This is a genomic window from Dactylosporangium sp. CA-092794, assembly GCF_050948465.1.
In the GTDB taxonomy this organism is placed as follows: domain Bacteria; phylum Actinomycetota; class Actinomycetes; order Mycobacteriales; family Micromonosporaceae; genus Dactylosporangium.
Genome location: NZ_CP192044.1, coordinates 8,335,216 through 8,351,636, shown reverse-complemented (window position 1 = coordinate 8,351,636; position 16,421 = coordinate 8,335,216). Strand labels below are relative to the sequence as shown.

13 protein-coding genes are annotated in these 16,421 nt (G+C 70.2%); 6 read left to right on the top strand and 7 right to left on the bottom strand.

The features are described from left to right. Window positions 1-3: 3 nt before the first annotated feature. Window positions 4-1,227: a LeuA family protein gene (locus ACQPXD_RS35770; protein ID WP_432825869.1), complete on the bottom strand. Its 1,224-nt coding sequence runs from the start codon at window positions 1,225-1,227 to the stop codon at window positions 4-6. 76 nt (window positions 1,228-1,303) lie between these two features. Then, window positions 1,304-2,425, bottom strand: a complete 1,122-nt coding sequence (locus tag ACQPXD_RS35765) for a cupin-like domain-containing protein (protein WP_432825867.1) — start codon at window positions 2,423-2,425, stop codon at window positions 1,304-1,306. A gap of 257 nt (window positions 2,426-2,682) precedes the next feature. Between ACQPXD_RS35765 and ACQPXD_RS35760 the strand changes: the two genes are divergently transcribed. Then, window positions 2,683-4,335, top strand: coding sequence for an alpha-keto acid decarboxylase family protein (locus ACQPXD_RS35760; RefSeq protein ID WP_432825865.1), 1,653 nt, complete (start codon window positions 2,683-2,685; stop codon window positions 4,333-4,335). Window positions 4,336-4,644: 309 nt separating this feature from the next. Here the strand turns inward: ACQPXD_RS35760 and ACQPXD_RS35755 are convergent, their stop codons facing one another. From ACQPXD_RS35755 to ACQPXD_RS35735, 5 genes are all read right to left on the bottom strand, one after another. Then, a complete protein-coding gene (locus ACQPXD_RS35755) occupies window positions 4,645-5,265 on the bottom strand; it encodes a dihydrofolate reductase family protein (protein WP_432825863.1) in 621 nt (206 codons plus the stop codon). Beyond that, window positions 5,265-5,771, bottom strand: coding sequence for an SRPBCC family protein (locus tag ACQPXD_RS35750; RefSeq protein ID WP_432825861.1), 507 nt, complete (start codon window positions 5,769-5,771; stop codon window positions 5,265-5,267). Before ACQPXD_RS35750 ends, ACQPXD_RS35755 begins: the two co-directional genes overlap by 1 nt. Before the next feature lie 3 nt (window positions 5,772-5,774). Then, window positions 5,775-6,116: an ArsR/SmtB family transcription factor gene (locus tag ACQPXD_RS35745; RefSeq protein WP_432825859.1), complete on the bottom strand. Its 342-nt coding sequence runs from the start codon at window positions 6,114-6,116 to the stop codon at window positions 5,775-5,777. 140 nt (window positions 6,117-6,256) lie between these two features. After that, complete coding sequence (locus ACQPXD_RS35740) at window positions 6,257-9,991, bottom strand: M12 family metallo-peptidase (protein ID WP_432825857.1); 3,735 nt, start codon at window positions 9,989-9,991, stop codon at window positions 6,257-6,259. Window positions 9,992-10,182: 191 nt separating this feature from the next. Beyond that, on the bottom strand, window positions 10,183-11,052 hold the full coding sequence (locus tag ACQPXD_RS35735; RefSeq protein ID WP_432825855.1) for a LysR family transcriptional regulator: 870 nt from the start codon (window positions 11,050-11,052) through the stop codon (window positions 10,183-10,185). Between the two features lie 81 nt (window positions 11,053-11,133). Between ACQPXD_RS35735 and ACQPXD_RS35730 the strand changes: the two genes are divergently transcribed. From ACQPXD_RS35730 to ACQPXD_RS35710, 5 genes are all read left to right on the top strand, one after another. Next, window positions 11,134-11,358, top strand: a complete 225-nt coding sequence (locus ACQPXD_RS35730) for a hypothetical protein (RefSeq protein WP_432825853.1) — start codon at window positions 11,134-11,136, stop codon at window positions 11,356-11,358. After that, window positions 11,355-12,266: an NADP-dependent oxidoreductase gene (locus ACQPXD_RS35725; protein ID WP_432825851.1), complete on the top strand. Its 912-nt coding sequence runs from the start codon at window positions 11,355-11,357 to the stop codon at window positions 12,264-12,266. The genes ACQPXD_RS35730 and ACQPXD_RS35725 overlap by 4 nt, the downstream gene beginning before the upstream one ends. Window positions 12,267-12,305: 39 nt before the next feature. Then, window positions 12,306-13,184 carry an oxidoreductase gene (locus ACQPXD_RS35720; protein WP_432825849.1) on the top strand — a complete coding sequence of 293 codons (879 nt, stop codon included), beginning with the start codon at window positions 12,306-12,308 and terminating at the stop codon, window positions 13,182-13,184. Continuing rightward, window positions 13,181-13,621: an ester cyclase gene (locus ACQPXD_RS35715; RefSeq protein WP_432825847.1), complete on the top strand. Its 441-nt coding sequence runs from the start codon at window positions 13,181-13,183 to the stop codon at window positions 13,619-13,621. Before ACQPXD_RS35720 ends, ACQPXD_RS35715 begins: the two co-directional genes overlap by 4 nt. 156 nt (window positions 13,622-13,777) lie before the next feature. Beyond that, a complete protein-coding gene (locus ACQPXD_RS35710; protein ID WP_432825845.1) occupies window positions 13,778-16,180 on the top strand; it encodes a family 20 glycosylhydrolase in 2,403 nt (800 codons plus the stop codon). Window positions 16,181-16,421 lie beyond the last annotated feature (241 nt).

The window sequence follows — 16,421 nt, the reverse complement described above, 5'->3', positions numbered from 1 at the left end:
TGCTCAGTTGACGGTGGCAATGATGCTCCTGATCCGCTCGTCGTCCAACGGGTTGCGGTCGGCCTTGGCCGTCTCCAGCACCTTCCTGATCACCTTGTCGTCCTGCGCGAAGCCGTTGGCGGTCAGCCAGTAGCGCACGTTGTTCGCGCCGGACGACGAGTCGATGAGCACCTCCTGCTGCCGGCCGAGCAGGCTCGCCGGCACTCCGGAGTAGACCGAGTCCTTGACCGCGACGTCGCCCTTCTCGTGCGCCTTGAGGATGGCCGTCGCGTGCACGCCGGCGCTGGTCTTGAACACGTCGCGGCCCATCGCCGGGTAGTTCTCCGGCACGTCGATCTCCAGCACGGTCGCGGCATATTCGCAGTACTCCCGCAGCGCCAGCAGGTCGTGCCGCTCGTGCGCGAACAGGTGGCTGTTGAGCAGCAGCTGGTCGAGCGAGGTGTTGCCGGCCCGCTCGCCGACGCCGAGGATCGTGCCGTGCACCCGCACGCAGCCCGCCTCCAGCGCGGTCAGCGAGTTGGCCAGGGCGAGCCCCCGGTCGTTGTGCCCGTGCCACTCCAGCCCGACCGGGTGGCCGCGATCGGTGAAGTACTCCGCGGACCACAGGATCAGCGACCGAGTGCCCTCGGGTGTGGCCGCGCCGACCGTGTCGCACAGCGTCACCCGGCGCACCCCGACATCGATCGCGGTGTCGTAGACCTGCCGCAGCACGTCCGGGGTGCACCGCACGGTGTCCTCCAGCACGAGCACGAACTCGAGGCCGTCGCGCTCGCAGGCCGCGGCCGAGTCGCGGATGTTGCCGAGGATCGCGGGCAGGCTCCAGTCCTCGACGTACTGCCGGATGGGGCTGACGCCGATGAACAGGTAGGCGTCGACGGAGCTGCCGGCGTCCTGCGCGACCGCGCGGATCGCCTCGATGTCGGCCGGGTGGGTGCGTCCGGCGTAGCCCGGCACGATCGGATAGCCGCAGGCGGCGATGTGCCGGGCCAGCTCGGTGCACTCCTGCCGGGCCTGCGGGCTGGAGCCGGGAAAGCCGAGGTCCGCGCAGCGGATGCCGCACCGGGCCATGTGGTCGACGATCCGCAGTTTCTGCTCCAGCGTGGGAATCGGGATGTTCGCCGCCTGCAGGCCGTCCCGCAGGGTTTCGTCGAAGAAGATCCCCGGCGGCACGGCGTTGTCCCGCGGGGTGTTCCAGGTGAACCAGATATCTTCCCGATCGTTGTGCATGCACCTCTCCGAAATGGAAATATGATCCACGGAAGGAAGCGATACAACGAATTAACGAGCCCGAAATGGGGATCCTTTACAGCGGGTCGCCGAGCATGAGTTCCTCGCGCCACCGCTTGCTCGGCGCATCGTGCCGCTCGACCGCCATCTGCTCGGCGACCGGGCAGTCGGTGGCCACCTGCCGGGGCAGTTCCCCGGGCGCCAACAGGTCGGCGACGAGCCGCCGGTACATTTCCTGGGTGGCCCGGTGGCGGGCGCGGCTGTCGGTGTGCTCCTGCCTGAGTGTAGAGCTGATCTCGGTCCAGATCTTGTCCTGCAGCCCGGCCCGCTCGGGCGTCTCGGGAACCTCTTTCAACAGCGACAACAACTGGTGCAGCTCCGGATAGAACGGCACCCGGTTGGCGTCGACCACCTTCCGCGCGAAATCGTCGCGACCGAAGCGGAAGTTCACCGACATGCCGGTGTCGAGGTACTCCACGTAATGCCAGATCGAGGCCGGGAAATACACCGCTTCGCCGGGCGAGATGACGCAGTCGTAGGCGCCGAGGTACCGCAGCAGGTCGAGCTTCTCCTCCGCCGCCATGTTCTGCAGCAGCACCTTGCTGAAGTTCATCGACGGCGAGATCTTCTCCTGCGCGGCGAGCGGGACCATGACCACCCGCTTGCGGCCGAAGACCTGGTAGAGCAGCACCTCCCGGAAGTCGCCGTCGAAGTGCAGGTGCGCGTAGTTGCCCCGGTTGGCGACGAAGGTGAAGCTGACCAGGTCCTCCGCCGCGCCGGGCAGCGCGCACACGTCCGGCACCCGCAGGGCGTCGTGAATCCGCTCCGGCGTGCGGTACTCCACGCACAGCAGGTCGGTCTGCGGATCGGCGTCGACATGGGCCAGATACTCCTCCAGGCGCATCTCCTCGATGCGATTGCGGACCTTCTGGCTCAGGCCCTGCCGGCGCGCCTCAGCGGCATTCCTCGACAGCGGCGAGGTGTAGTTGCGCTGGACCTGGATGACGACGTCACCGAAGGCTTTCACCACGGCTTCCTGCGTGGTGACGGCGGAGATCTCGGCGCCGGCCTGCGTATCGGTGATAATGACCGGTTGCTGGCTGAGCAGGTGATTCTCGATGAATTCTTCGGGCTGGATGGATGTTACTCGCCGGACATTGTCGAGAATGTCCGGAAGACCACTCTTCGAGCCACTCAATGCAGTCTACCGTCCCAATTTAGGCGTGGGGCAACTCGGTGTGAAAAGATTTCACACGGCGATCGGCCCGCCGTTGGACAACGTTAGGTACCGAACGGAAGTCTCGCAGCCGACTCGCCCGGCGGTCAAGTGAAGGTTGTTGATTCACGCCGGAATGCGGCCTGACCAGCGCCGACCTTCGGCGTGATTGGAATGAGATCGATCGACGACTATTATCCCGGCGAACGACCGTAGTGTCCGCACCCCAGGGGAGCCGCATGTCGCACGAGTCCACGATCGGCCGGTACCTGCTCGACCGCGTCGCCGCCACCGGCGTGCGGCACGTCTTCGGGGTGCCCGGCGACTACAACCTCGCGTTCCTGGACCAGATCGAGGCGCACCCGGACCTGACCTGGGTCGGCAACGCCAACGAGCTCAACGCGTCGTACATGGCCGACGGCTACGCACGGCTCAACGGGCTGGCGATGCTGCTCACCACGTACGGGGTCGGCGAACTGTCGGCGATGAACGGGATCGCCGGCGCCTACGTGGAGAACGTGCCCGTGCTGCACGTCGTCGGCGCGCCGGCCACCGCGGTGCAGCGCCGCGGCCTGCCGGTGCATCACAGCCTGCTCGACGGCGACTTCGAGCACTTCCTGCGCGCCGCGCGCGAGATCACCTGCGCGGCGGTGAGCCTGACCGCCGACGGCGCGGCCGACCAGATCGACCGGGTGCTCGGCGCCGTGCTGAACGCGAAGAAGCCCGGCTACCTAGCACTCCCCGCGGACCTGGTGGGGTGGCCCTGCGCGGCGTCCGCGCCCGGGCTCGTCCCGGCCACCGACGACGGCGCGGCGGTCCACGCGTTCACCGAGAACGCCGCGCGCATGCTCCGCGGCGCGACGACGGTCACCGTCCTGGTCGACTCCCTCACCCGCCGGCACTGGGCGGGCGACCGGCTCGACGCGCTCGTGCGCAAGGGACGCCTGCCGGTCGCGGTGACCACCAGCGGCAAGGGCGCGGTGGACGAGACCCTGGAGACGTTCGCCGGGCTGTACCAGGGCGCCATCTCCGAGCCGGAGGTCCGCACCCTGGTCGAGGACGCCGACGTGATCATCGGGGTCGGCCTGCTCGAGACCGACCTCAACAGCGGCATCTTCACCACCCGGATCGACCCCGCCAAGCTGATCGGCATCCAGCCGTTCCACGCCACCGCGGGCGCGGCCCGCATCGGCCCGCTGTCCATGCACCGGGCACTGGACGAGCTCGGCGGCCTGGTCGGCGCGCTGCCGCCGGCCCGGGTCCCGGCGCCCGTCCAGCCGCCGGTCGAGCCGGTCGACCCGGACACGCCGCTGCGCCAGGACCTGCTCTGGCAACGGGTCGGCCGGTTCGTGCGCCCAGGCGACGTCATCGCCGCCGACCAGGGCACCGCCTTCTACGGCCTGCTCAGCTGGCGCCTGCCGGCCGACGTCGAGGTGATCGGCCAGCACGGCTGGGCGTCCATCGGCCACGCCCTGCCCGCCCTCGCCGGCGCCCAGCTCGCCTCCTCACCCCGCCGCCGCTCCATCCTGCTCATCGGCGACGGCGCGGTCCAACTGGTGGTGCAGGAGCTCGGCGTGATCGCCCGCGAGGGCCTGGACCCGATCGTCTTCATCGTGAACAACGACGGTTACACGCTGGAACGCGCGATCAACGGCTGGAACGCCGCGTACAACGACATCGTGAACTGGGACTGGACCGTCCTCCCGGCCGCTCTGGGCGCCGACGCGCACGTGTCCCGCGCCCGCACGGTCGGCGAACTCGACCGGGCCCTCGCCGCCCTCCCGGCACACGAGGGCCGCCTGCGCATCGTCGAGGTCATCCTGGACAAGCACGACCTGCCCCAGATCCTGCGCATCACCGCCGAATCGGTAGCCAAACGCAACGCCGCGTAGGCCCCCCGGGCTCAGCCAGGTCTGCCGATCAGGGAGGCAACGAGTGTGCCGAGCCGGGCCTGCGTCACGTTGCGCTGCACGGCGCAGGGACCGGAAGTCTCCGTGATCATGCGCAACCCGGCATCGACACCAACGGTTTTTCATGATCACGGAGTGCTGACGTACCCCCGTGTACCGAAAGGTTCCGGGATCATGGCAAACCCGTGGTGCGGCCACCGCGAGCGTCATGATCACGGAGACTTCTGGTCGCCGGCCCGGCCGCGCGGATCGGAGGTTGACCTCGGCGGGGGAGTGCTGGGGTCGAGACGGTTACCGCTCCCGGACGGCGTAGGTCAGGTGCGTCACTCTCGGGGAGGGTTCCGCGCGGACCAGATCCAGGGCCACGCGGGCCGCGTCCACGCCATCGAACAGGCGGATCCCGGAGCCGAACAGCACCGGCGAGAGCGCGATCGTGAACTCGTCGATCAGGCCGGCGTTCACGTACTGCAGGATCGTCTCGCCGCCGCCGGCGATGCGGACGTCGCGGTCGCCGGCGGCCTCGCGGGCCTGGTCGAGCGCGGCCTCGATGCCGTCGTTGACGAAGTGGAAGGTGGTCCCGCCCGGCCGCTCCCAGGGGTCACGCTTCTCGTGCGTCACGACGAAAACCGGCGTGTGGAACGGCGCCTCCTCCGGCCACGCGTGCTCGCCGGCGTCGAACATGCGCTTGCCCATCACGCTCGCGCCGGTGCGCTCGAACGTCTCCCGCGCGATGTCGTTGTCGCGCCCTTCCTCGCCGCCCTCGCCGAACTTCAGGCTCTCCCGCACGAACCGCAGCGGGAACATCCACGCCTGCAGTTCCATCCACTGCTGCCCCATCAAGTCCTCGATGGCCTCGGGCGCGATGAAGCCGTCCAGCGACATCGACACGCTGAAGAAGACCTTCCCGGCCATCAGCCCTCGACTCCCTTCCGAACGATCTCGGCCACGTAGGCAGCCAGGTTGCTCAGGGTCTGCTGGCCGCCCTCGATCGCGTGGTACTTCTCGATCGCCTCGTCGCGCAGTTCCTTGGTGGGGAACACCGTGCGCATCTCGATCCGGGTCGCCGCCCCGTCCGGCGCGAACGTGAGGACCGACTCGAAGGCGTTCGGGTCGCCGCGGAACTCACCGTGGAGCAGCGCGATCCGCTCCGGCGGGGCGATCTCGGTCCAGGCGATCCACTCCTGGTAGTCCGTCCCGTCCGGTCCGTGCATCACGAAGTCCCAGACTCCGCCGACGTGGAACTCGAAGGACCGCGTGGTGGTGGTGAACCCCTCCGGCCCCCACCATCGCGACAGATGCCGCACCTCGGTGAACGCCTCGAACACCAGCTCCCGCGGGGCGTCGATGACCCGGGAGAGCACGATCTCCCGGTCGGCCGCCGCGGACCGCGCCGGCGCTCCTCGTCCCGTCGCGCTCATCGGCTACTCCTCCTGCCTTGCCTGCTTCAGGTCCCGCACGTATGCGTCCAGCCGGTCGAAGCTCTCGTTCCAGAACCGCTCGAATCCGCCGGTCCACTCGTGGACCGGCCGCAGCCCGCGGGCGTCAAGGCCGTAGAGGCGCTGCTTGCCCGCCTTGCGGTCCCGCACCAGCCCGACCTCCCGGAGCACCCGCAGGTGTTTGGACGCCCGCGGCTGGGTCATCCCCAGCTCCTGGGCCAGGTCGGTCACCGGCCGCTCACCGGCCCGCAGCAGCGTCAGGATCTCCCGGCGCTGCGGCTCGGCGATCGCGTTGAAGACGTCCGACGTCGTCGCTGCTCGTGCCATGGCCGCCATCATATGCCCATATCGGCACGCGTCAAGCGTCTGGACCGGCCGGACGCCCTGATTCGACGCTTCGCCCGGCCTGCCGCTGCGCGATCCGGCCGGGTGAGGCTCCTCCCCGGGTGGGAGGAGCCTCGGGCCGATCAGGTGTGTGCGGTCACGTTGCCGTCGGCGAGCCTGATCTCACCGGTGCTGGCGCCGGTCCAGTCCGACGAGAGGAGCAGGGTCCCGCCGCTCCACAGGGTGATCCCCACGGAGTCGGACGCGTGCGGGCCGCCGCGGTCGGTGGCCGTGACCTGCAGGACCAGGCCGGTGCCGACGGTGACCGGCCGCCTCGCGTTGGTGACGTCGACCAGCGTCGCGGTGTAGCGGGCGTCCGCCGTGCCGCGGGCGCTCACGCCGACGGCGTCGAGCGAGGTCGTGCGGAGTTCGTACCGGTGGCCGCCGGAGTTGAACTTCACCGTCGCGCTCCCGGTCCGGGCGCCGGCGTGGTTGAGCTTCGCGTCCAGCGAGAAGTCCACCGAGGACTTCGGCGTCGTCGCGTAGCGGCCGGCCGTGCGGGTCGGGCGCAGCGAGCCGTTGCCGGTGATGGACCGGTCGTGGTCGGCGCTGACGGTCACCTTGGTCGTGGCCGTGCCCGTGTAGGAGCCCCGGATGACGGCCGTGATGGCGTGTTCGCCGTTCGGCAGGTTCGCGGTGCAACTCGCCGACGCCTCCGTCGTGGCCGTGCCGAGCAGCCCCACCGTGGCGGTGCACAGGGTCGTGCCGCCCTCCTGGAACGTCACCGTGGCCTGGCGGATGTCGCCGCCGGTTCGGTCGGTCGACCCGGGCAGCGCCGAGCCGTCGCGCACCGTCGCGCGCAGCAAGGTCGGTGCCCCGCGCTCGCGCGGCGACTTGAACACCAGTGTGTCCCCGGTGTAGACGCCGTCGGCGCCCTCCGCGATCACCTGGACGGTGAACGAGGTGGTGCGGCTGATGCCGGTACCGTCGGTCACGGTGACGGCGACCGGATAGTCACCCGGCACCGCGGTCGTGGCCCCGATGACGGTCCACGTCCGCCGGCCGGGCAGCGTGTCGCCGGTCGAGGTCGACGCCACCGCGAGGGACAGGCCGGCCGGCAGGCCGGTCGCCGCCGCGGTGAGCTGGTCGCCCGCGGTGTCCTCGTCGGTCGCCGTCGTGGTCACCGTCGGGGAGAGCGCGTCGGTGTAGTCGACGCTGACCGGGCCCGACGGGGCGTCGGTGGTCAACGCCGGCGCGGCGTGGATCGTGATGTCGGCGTCGTTGAGGTCGAAGAACACGTTGCCGACAGCCTCGACCTTGATGCGGCCCTTCGTGGTGGCGACGTTGGGCAGCGTCACGGTGGCACTGCCGGTGTTGGGCACGTCGTCGGCCAGCACCTGGGTGAAGTGCTGCCCGCCGTCGACGGACAGCGAGATCCGCACGCCGGTGGCGTTGACCGGTGCGGCGTCCGTGCCGGCGACGTCCCAGGTCACGGTCTGCTGCGAGCCGCCCTCGACGGTACCGGTGGTGGCCTGCGACGTGACCAGGAACGGTCCGGCCGCCGGAGCCAGCGCCAGCGCGACGTCCGCGCTGCCGATGCCGCCGCCGCCCGGGTGCCCGTCGCGGGCGGTGAGCCGGAAGTGCATGGTCCGGTCGCCGGTGAAGCCGACCCAGTCCGACGTGGGCAGGAACTCCGAGTAGCAGTCGACGAGGTCGGCCGGGACGTTCGTCGCGCCGCCGGTCGTCGGTGCCGGCGGTGCCGCCGGGCAGGTGCCGGTTGCGGCGTTGGTGTTGCCGGCCGCGATCTGCGCCGGGTCCGGGAACGTCCGGCTCGGATCAGTGGTCACGGCGTTCTCGCCCGGCGAGTTGTACTGCTGGGTGTCGCTCGGGCTGACGTACGCCGCCACCCCGAACTGCCGGAACAGCGGGCCGGCCGTCTTGGTGTTGCTGACCAGCGCCGTGCCGGCGGCCGCGCCGCGGTCGTTCTGCTCCCACATGTAGGTGACGGTGTCGCCGTCGGAGTCCGTCGCGCCGCCGGTCAGGGTGAACGGGGTGCGGACAGGGATGGTGTAGGACGCGGCCGGCAGCGTCACGACCGGCGCGTGGTTGGCGGTCGGCTCGGCGATGTTGCCGCCGTTGTCGATCGGGCCGCCCTTGGCGGTCTCACCGACGAATCCGGAGACGCCGGACGGGCCGGTGAGCGCGAGCGGGCCAACCCGGGTCGCCGCCAGGGTGCCGCCGAAGGTGACCTGGAAGCCCTGGTCGTTGAGCGCTCCGCTGCCGCCGAACGCGGCCACGGTCACCGTCGCGCCGGCGGGCCAGCCGGGGGCTGCCTCGATCGCGGCCTTGATGCCCGCGGTCGTGTAGTTGGTGCCGCGGACGATCGGCGCCGAGTCGCCGTCGTTGTACCGCAGCGTGAACGAGTCGCCGTCGGTGTCGAAGTCGTAGAACGACACGGTCTGCACGGCGTTGATCGCCGGCCGGATCGACGAGGTGTACGTCGTGATCTCCGTGTAGCTGCGCTGCGACCAGTACGGGTCGCTGTGCGGCTGCAGGTTGTCCTGCTGGCAGATGCCGGCGTAGGCCATGATGGACGACCCGCTGCCCGGCTCGTAGGAGTTGGCCGCGCTGCGGTTGCCGCCCGAGCAGTTGTACTGCGTCCCGTTGAACGTGTGGTTGCCACCGAACTGGTGGCCCATCTCGTGGGCCACGTAGTCGACGGCGTAGTAGTCGCCGACCGGCTGCGGCAGGCCCGTGCAGCCCTGCGCCTTGGAGTTGCCGCCGACGACGCCGAGGCTCGCGACGCCGCCGCCGTTGACGCCGAGGCCGATGTGCCCGATGTCGTAGTTGCTCGCGCCGATGAGCTGGCCCAGCACGACCCGGTTGCGGCTCAGCGTGCCGCTGCCGCACGACGCGAGCTGCGCCGTGGTGAAGCACGCGGCCGCGCCGCACGGCCCGTTGGGCTCGGTCGCCAGGGCGGACGTGTTCAGGTTGATCTTGTCGGTGCCGTTGACCAGGACCAGCCGGATCGCGGTCTCGTCCTCGTACACCTGCGTGACCCGGTTGATCAGGGTCACCTTGGCCGCCGTGACGTTGTCGGCGCCGAAGAAGGCGGCGTACGACGGGTCGGTGACCAGCGCGAGCCGATACGTGCGCAGCGTCACCTGCGGGCCGGCCGGGACGTCGGTCACCGCCGCGTCGATCGTCGCCTCGACGTCCTCCTGCTCGGCGAAGCCGGGACGCTCGTTGGTCAGGTCGCGCCCGAAGTAGCTGGCGTACAGGCTGTCGTCAGCGTGGTAGTAGGGGTCGATGTACCAGGCGCCGCCGGTCGAGCGCACGGAGGCGTGGAAGCCCAGCGGGGTCAGGTCGGCCCGGATGGTCGCCGTGGGGTCGTCGAGGCCGCGGCCGGTGTACGTCCTGATCTCCGGATGCTTGGCCGCGAGACCGGGCTCCATGATCGGCGAGTCGACCAACTCGAACCGCTGGAAGTCGCCGCCCGGCGCCGGCAGGGACACCACGAGTGCCGACTGACGAAGGGCCTGACGCTGTTCGCGGGGCGCGGCGTCCAGATTGGACTTCAGGCCCACCCGATCGAGGGTGAACGCCGCGAGGCGCTTCGCATTCAGGTCCGGCCTGTGGCCGTGGTTGGAGCTCGCGGGAGGCGTACCCGGCACCCGCTGCCAGGGGTTCTTGCCCTTGTCCGGTGCCGCGGACGCCGGCTGCGGAAGCATCGCGACCGGCAGCGCGAGCAGCGCCGCGAGGGCGACCGCGCCCAGCCGCGCCACACGGACCCGGGCGGAACGCCGTGCACGGGGGATGCGAGGGGATGGCCGGAGTTCGCCCGGCTCGGGGTTGTTGTCCGGCAGACCAGACTGCATCGAGCAGCTCCTAGCTGTTTCTCGGGACGAGCCCGCCGTGGTGGGCGAACTCATTGCCATGGCGAAGCGCTTCAAGCTCCAGCCATCGATGAAGAGAAAAATAGGAGTTTGTTGCCAGTTGCGACTATCCGCCGTACAGCCGAGTGCAATACGGTCGATCCCGGGCCGCGGTCAGTGGCCAGCCCGACGTTTCACCACGTGCGCCCTTCGCCGAGCAGCGTGTCATGGACCAGGTGTACGTGGGCGTTGGTGCCGGCCGTCGATCGCCGGACCAGGAAGCCGGTGTTGATGGGTGGGTCCTCGGGATCGTTGAGCAGCCGGAGGGCGCCGGAGGCCAGTTCCGCGGCGCACAGGTAGCGCGGTAGCACCGACCAGCCCGCGCCTGCGGTCACGGCTGCCAATACGCCGCGCAGGTCGGGGATCACGACTGCCGGGCTGGTGGTAAGGCGGCGGCCGAAGACGTGGCGCCAGTACCGGCGGACGATCGGTACGTCCTCCGCGTACGCGATCAATGGCGCTTGCTCGGGGTCCAGCGGGCCGGCTGCGACCAGCACGAACTCTTCGTCGGCCAGCGGTGTGGCGAGCAGGGTGCGGCCGCGCGGGCGCACGGGGGAGATCAGCAGGTCGAACCGGCCCAGCTGCAGGCCCTCGAGCAGGTCGTCGGCGAGGCCGGCGGTGACACGCAGACGGATGCCCCGGCTCACCAGCGGGGCCAGGGCGGGCATGACCCGAAGGGCGAGCAGTTCGGCGGGCCCGGCCAGATGGACCGGCTCGGGTGGCAGCTGCGGGGCCGACGACGGGGTGAGCGCCTGCGCGAGGGCATCGAGCGGACCCGCGACGCGGGCCGCCAGGTCGTCGGCGACCGCGGTCGGGTGCACACCGCGCGGCACCCGTTGAAACAGCTGGCGTCCGGACTGCTGCTCCAGCGCCTGGATCTGGCTGGTGACCGTCGACTGCGACAAGCCGACATCGCGCGCCCCCGCGGTCATGGAACCGGCTCGGTAAACGGCGAGGAACGTCCGGAGCTGGTCCAGCCTGGCATCGGAAAAGCGATTGGCCATACCGAACATTCTATTGGCAAGCCGATCGCCACCGGACCTACGGTTGCCGCCGCAAGCAGGTAAACCTCGGAGGAGCAGACGATGGCCAAGATCTTGTTCGTGATGAGTGCCGCCGACCACTGGACGCTCAACGACGGCACGCGGCACCCGACCGGCTTCTGGGCGAAGGAGTTCGCCGTCCCCTATCAGGCGTTGGTCGAAGCCGGGCGCACCGTTGAGGTCGTCGACGGCACGCTGATCACCGGTCAGAACCCGCCCTCGTCCGCGGCGATCGCCGCCGAGCTGCTCAAGGTGGTGTCCGCGTGAGGGCCATCGAGATGCAGGCGTACGGCGGGCCGGAGGTCCTGGTCCCCGCCACCCGCCCGGACCCGGTCCCGACCGGTGACCTGGTGCGGGTGTCGGTGCGGGCCCGCCCGGTCCACCCCGTGGAGGTCGCCACCCGCAGCGGCCAGATGGCTCCCATGATGCCCTGGCTGACGCTGCCCACGGTCCCGGGCTGGGACTTCGCGGGCGTCCTGCTGGACGACTCCGGCACGCTGCGGGCCGGCACGCGCGTGGCGGGTTTCCTGCCGTGGATCACCATCGGTGGAAGCCAAGGCAGCTACGCCGACATCGTTCTCGCCGACCCGGCCTGGTTCGCCGCCATCCCGGACGCTCTGCCCACCCCGGAGGCGTCGACCCTGCCGATGAACGGCCTGACCGCCGTGCAAGCCCTCGACAACCTCAAGATCACCGCCGGTGACACGCTGCTGGTGACGGGGGCCAGTGGTGCGGTCGGCAGCCTCGCCGCTCAGCTGGCCGCCCGCCGCGGCGCCACGGTGCTCGCCCAGGCCTCCCACGGCGATGAAGCGTTCCTCGCCGACCACACGGTGATCCAGCGCGACGCCGACGTCGTCGCCGCGGTCCGCGACATCCTGCCCGGCGGCGTCGACGCCGTCCTTGATGCGGCCATGCTCGGCGCTCCCGTGCTCGCGGCGATTCACGACAACGGCCGCTACCACGCCCTGGTCGAACCGTTTGCGCCGGCCGGCGAGCGCGGCATCGAGATACACACCCTGTGGGCACAGCCCGACGCGCCGGCCCTGTCCCGGCTGCTGCACGCCGGGCTGACCACCCGCATCGCGCACCGGCTACCGCTGGATCAGGCCGCCGAGGCACATCGGCTGGCCGAGCGGCGCGGCGTGCGCGGCGCGGTCCTGCTGGTCCAGACCTGACACTTCGATTCCCGCCGTCCACCGAACCAAAGGCGACGCATGACGACAACCAACCTGCCCGGCGGCACCTACACCGCGGCCGGGCTCGAATTCCCCCGCATCGGATACGGTGCGATGCAACTGGCGGGCCCCGGTGTACTGGGGCCGCCGAAGGATCACAAGGAAGCGATCCGGGTATTGCGGACCGCGGTCGAGCTGGGTATCCGGCACATCGACACGGCCGACTTCTACGGACCGCATGTGGTCAACGACCTGATCCGTGAGGCCCTGCACCCGTACCCGCAGGACCTGCTGCTGGTCACCAAGGTCGGCAACAAACGCGACAGCCAGGGCGGCTGGCCCGAGGACCGCGAACCGGACGCCTTGCGCCGGCAGGTGCACGACAACCTCCGGCGCCTTGGCGTGGACGCCCTCGACGTGGTCAACCTGCGCATGGGTGGCCTGATCGCGCCGGCGCCGGGCCCGATCGCCGAGACGTTCGAGGTGCTGGCCGAGATGCGGCAGCAGGGCCTGATCCGGCATCTGGGCCTGAGCAATGTCACCGACGACCAGGTCATCGAGGCTCAGGCCGTCGCACCGATCGTGTGCGTGCAGAACCGTTACAACATCGCCCACCGCCAGGACGACGCGCTGATCGACTACACCGCCCGGCAGAACATCGCGTTCGTGCCCTACTTCCCGCTCGGCGGTTTCACCAAGCTCCAGTCGGCCACACTCGACACGATCGCGACGTCGCTGGACACCGCACCGCACGCCGTCGCCCTGGCCTGGCTGCTGCAACGCTCGCCGAACGTGCTGCTGATCCCCGGCACGTCCTCGGTCACCCACCTGTACGACAACATCGCGGCTGCCGCCCTCACCCTGCCGGCGATCGTGGTCGAGGACCTCAACGAGCTGGCCGAAAGGGATGAACGATGACCGTGACACGAGACGAGCGCGTGGCCTGCGCAGTACGCATCGGCGAGCTGGCGGTCTCGGGCGCGGACGCGGAAGCCTTCGCGGATGTCGTCGACATCGAAAACTTCCGTTTTCACGGCCCGGACGGCAACGAATCCGACCACGCTGGGCTGGTCGCCTACTTCGCCACGCTACGCGCTGCCTTCGACAACCTGACGCTCACCCGCGGCATCATGCTGGCCGACGGCGACTACATGGCATATCAAACTCATTTCGGGGGCACCTTCGCCCACGAATTCACCGCATCACCGGTGGGGCCGCTTCCTCCGAACGGCCGCCACGTCAGATGGGACGTCATCAACATTGTCCGCCTCGACGGCCAAGGCCGTGTGGTCGAGGAATGGGCCCAGTACGACAACCGCAGCTTCCTGCGCGCGCTCGGTGCCGAAGGCCGCTGACCCAGGACGGCTCTTACGTCACCATGCCGCCGCACCCTGGCCCGGAGTGCCGGCCACCGAACTGCGGGAGGGGGTGACTCCCTTGACAGTTTCCCGCGCGGGACATAGCGTGCCGTCAAACTAGCAGGAAACTTAACAGTTTCGCTGGAGGATGCCGTGTACCGTTCCCCGCGCAACCTGCTGCTCGCCTCCGCCGTGGCCGTCGCGACCGCCGCCGGCGCCGCCTGGCTGCTGGTGGGCTCTCCGGCCAGCGCCGCGGTGAGCCTTTCCGACGTCGTGCCCGCGCCGGTGTCGGCGCAGCCCGCGGCCGGCGTGACCTACACGCTGCCGTCGAACGCCGCGATCCAGACCGCGGCCGGCGCCGCCGACGCCGGCAACTACCTCGCCGGTATCCTCCGCCCGTCGACCGGCTACGCGCTGCCGGTCTCCACCACGACCGGCACGCCGACGAGCGGCATCGCGCTGCTGCTGTCCGGCGCCGACCCGAGCGTGGGCGCCGAGGGCTACCAGCTCGACGTGACCGCCGCCGCCGTCACGCTCCGCGCGCAGACCGCGGCCGGACTGTTCCACGGCGTGCAGACGCTGCGCCAGCTGCTGCCGGCGACGGTCGAGGCGCGGACCGTCCAGAGCGGACCGTGGACGGTCACCGGCGGCCGGATCGTCGACTACCCGCGCTACGCCTACCGCGGCGCGATGCTCGACGTGTCGCGGCACTTCTTCGCCCCCGACGTGGTGAAGCGGTACATCGACGAGATCGCACAGTACAAAATCAATATCTTGCACCTGCACCTCTCCGACGACCAGGGCTGGCGCATCGTGATCGACGCGTGGCCGCAGCTGGCGACCGTGGGCGGCAGCACCCAGGTGGGCGGCGGCGCGGGCGGCTACTACACCAAGGCGCAATACTCCGACCTGGTCACCTACGCGGCGTCGCGGCAGATCACCATCGTGCCCGAGATCGACATGCCCGGCCACGTCAACGCCGCGCTCGCCTCCTACGCGCAGCTCAACTGCAACAACACGGCCCCGCCCCTGTACACCGGCACGGACGTCGGCTTCAGCTCGCTGTGCGTGAGCAAGGAGGTCACCTACACGTTCGTGCAGCAGGTGCTCAACGAGCTCGCCGCCATCACCCCCGGGCCGTATCTGCACGTCGGCGGCGACGAGGCGGCGAGCACGCCGGCGGCGGACTACACCACATTCATGAACCGCGTGCAGCCCTTCGTCGGCGCGGCCGGCAAGACCGTCATCGGCTGGCACCAGATCGGGCAGGCCGACCACACGGCCAACCGCGTCGCGCAATACTGGGGAACGTCCACGTCGGACGCCGACCTGAGCGCGGCGGTGAGCAAGGGCGACAAGATCCTGCTGTCGCCGGCGAACAAGGCGTACCTCGACATGAAGTACACCAACTCGACCCCGCTCGGTCAGACGTGGGCCGGCCTGATCGAGGTGCAGACCGCCTACAACTGGGACCCGGGCGCCTACCTCTCCGGCGTGCCGGCCAGCGCGATCCTCGGCGTCGAGGCTCCACTGTGGACCGAGACGATCACCAAGCTGGCCGATATCGAGTTCATGGCGTTCCCGCGGCTGCCGGCGCTGGCCGAGCTGGCGTGGTCGCCGCAGTCGGCACGCAACTGGGACACGTTCAAGGTGCGGCTCGGCGCGCAGGGTCCACGGTGGACGGTGCAGGGGATCAGCTACTACAGCTCGCCGCAGGTACCGTGGGGCACGCAGCCGACGACGCGCAGCGCATACACCCAGATCCAGGCCGAGAGCTACAGCGCACAGACCGGGACGCAGACCGAGACCACCACCGACACCGGCGGCGGCCAGAACGTCGGCTACATCGCGCCCGGCGACACGCTCGCCTACGACCTCGACTTCGGCGCGGCGTCGCCGGCCTCGGTCACCACCCGGCTGGCCTCCGGCGCGTCCAGCGGCACCATCCAGTACCGCCTGGACTCCACCACCGGTCCGATCATCGCCAGCGTCCCGGTCGCCTCCACCGGCGGCTGGCAGACCTGGACCACCAGCACCACCAGCCTGACCGGCGCGGCCACCGGCGTCCACCGGGTGTACCTCACCTTCACCGGCACGGCGGGCACCGACTTCGTCAACCTCAACTGGCTGCAGTTCAACGCCGGCGGGCTGCCCAACGCCTACAGCGTGCGGCAGGCGGAGAGCTTCAGCAGCCAGTCCGGCACCCAGACCGAGACCACCACCGACACCGGCGGCGGCCAGAACGTCGGTTACATCGCGCCCGGCGACTGGCTCGGCTACACCAACGTGGACTTCGGCACCCCGACCGCGGCGTCGGTGACCACGCGGCTGGCCTCCGGCGCGTCCAGCGGCACCATCCAGTACCGCCTGGACTCCACCACCGGTCCGATCATCGCCAGCGTCCCAGTCGCCTCCACCGGCGGCTGGCAGACCTGGACCACCAGCACCACCAACCTGACCGGCGCGGCCACCGGCGTCCACACGGTGTTCCTCACCTTCACCGGCACCGCGGGCGCCGACTTCGTCAACCTCAACTGGTTCCAGTTCAACCGGTAGCGCCTGCTTCACGCCGTGCGGCCCGGCTTGCGGGCGACCAGGATGTCGCGCCGGATGGACCGACCCAGGCGGTGGCGGAAGGCGTCGTCGAGCACCTCGAGGCCGGCGGCGGCGAGCACGCCGCCGGCCTCCTCGCGCCGCCCCAGCGGCGTCGAAGCCGTACATCGGGGCCTGGTTGAGGCAGGCCACCGAGCCGGCCGTGGACGAGGGGCCCGGTAGGTGACCGGTGGACGGACGTTCG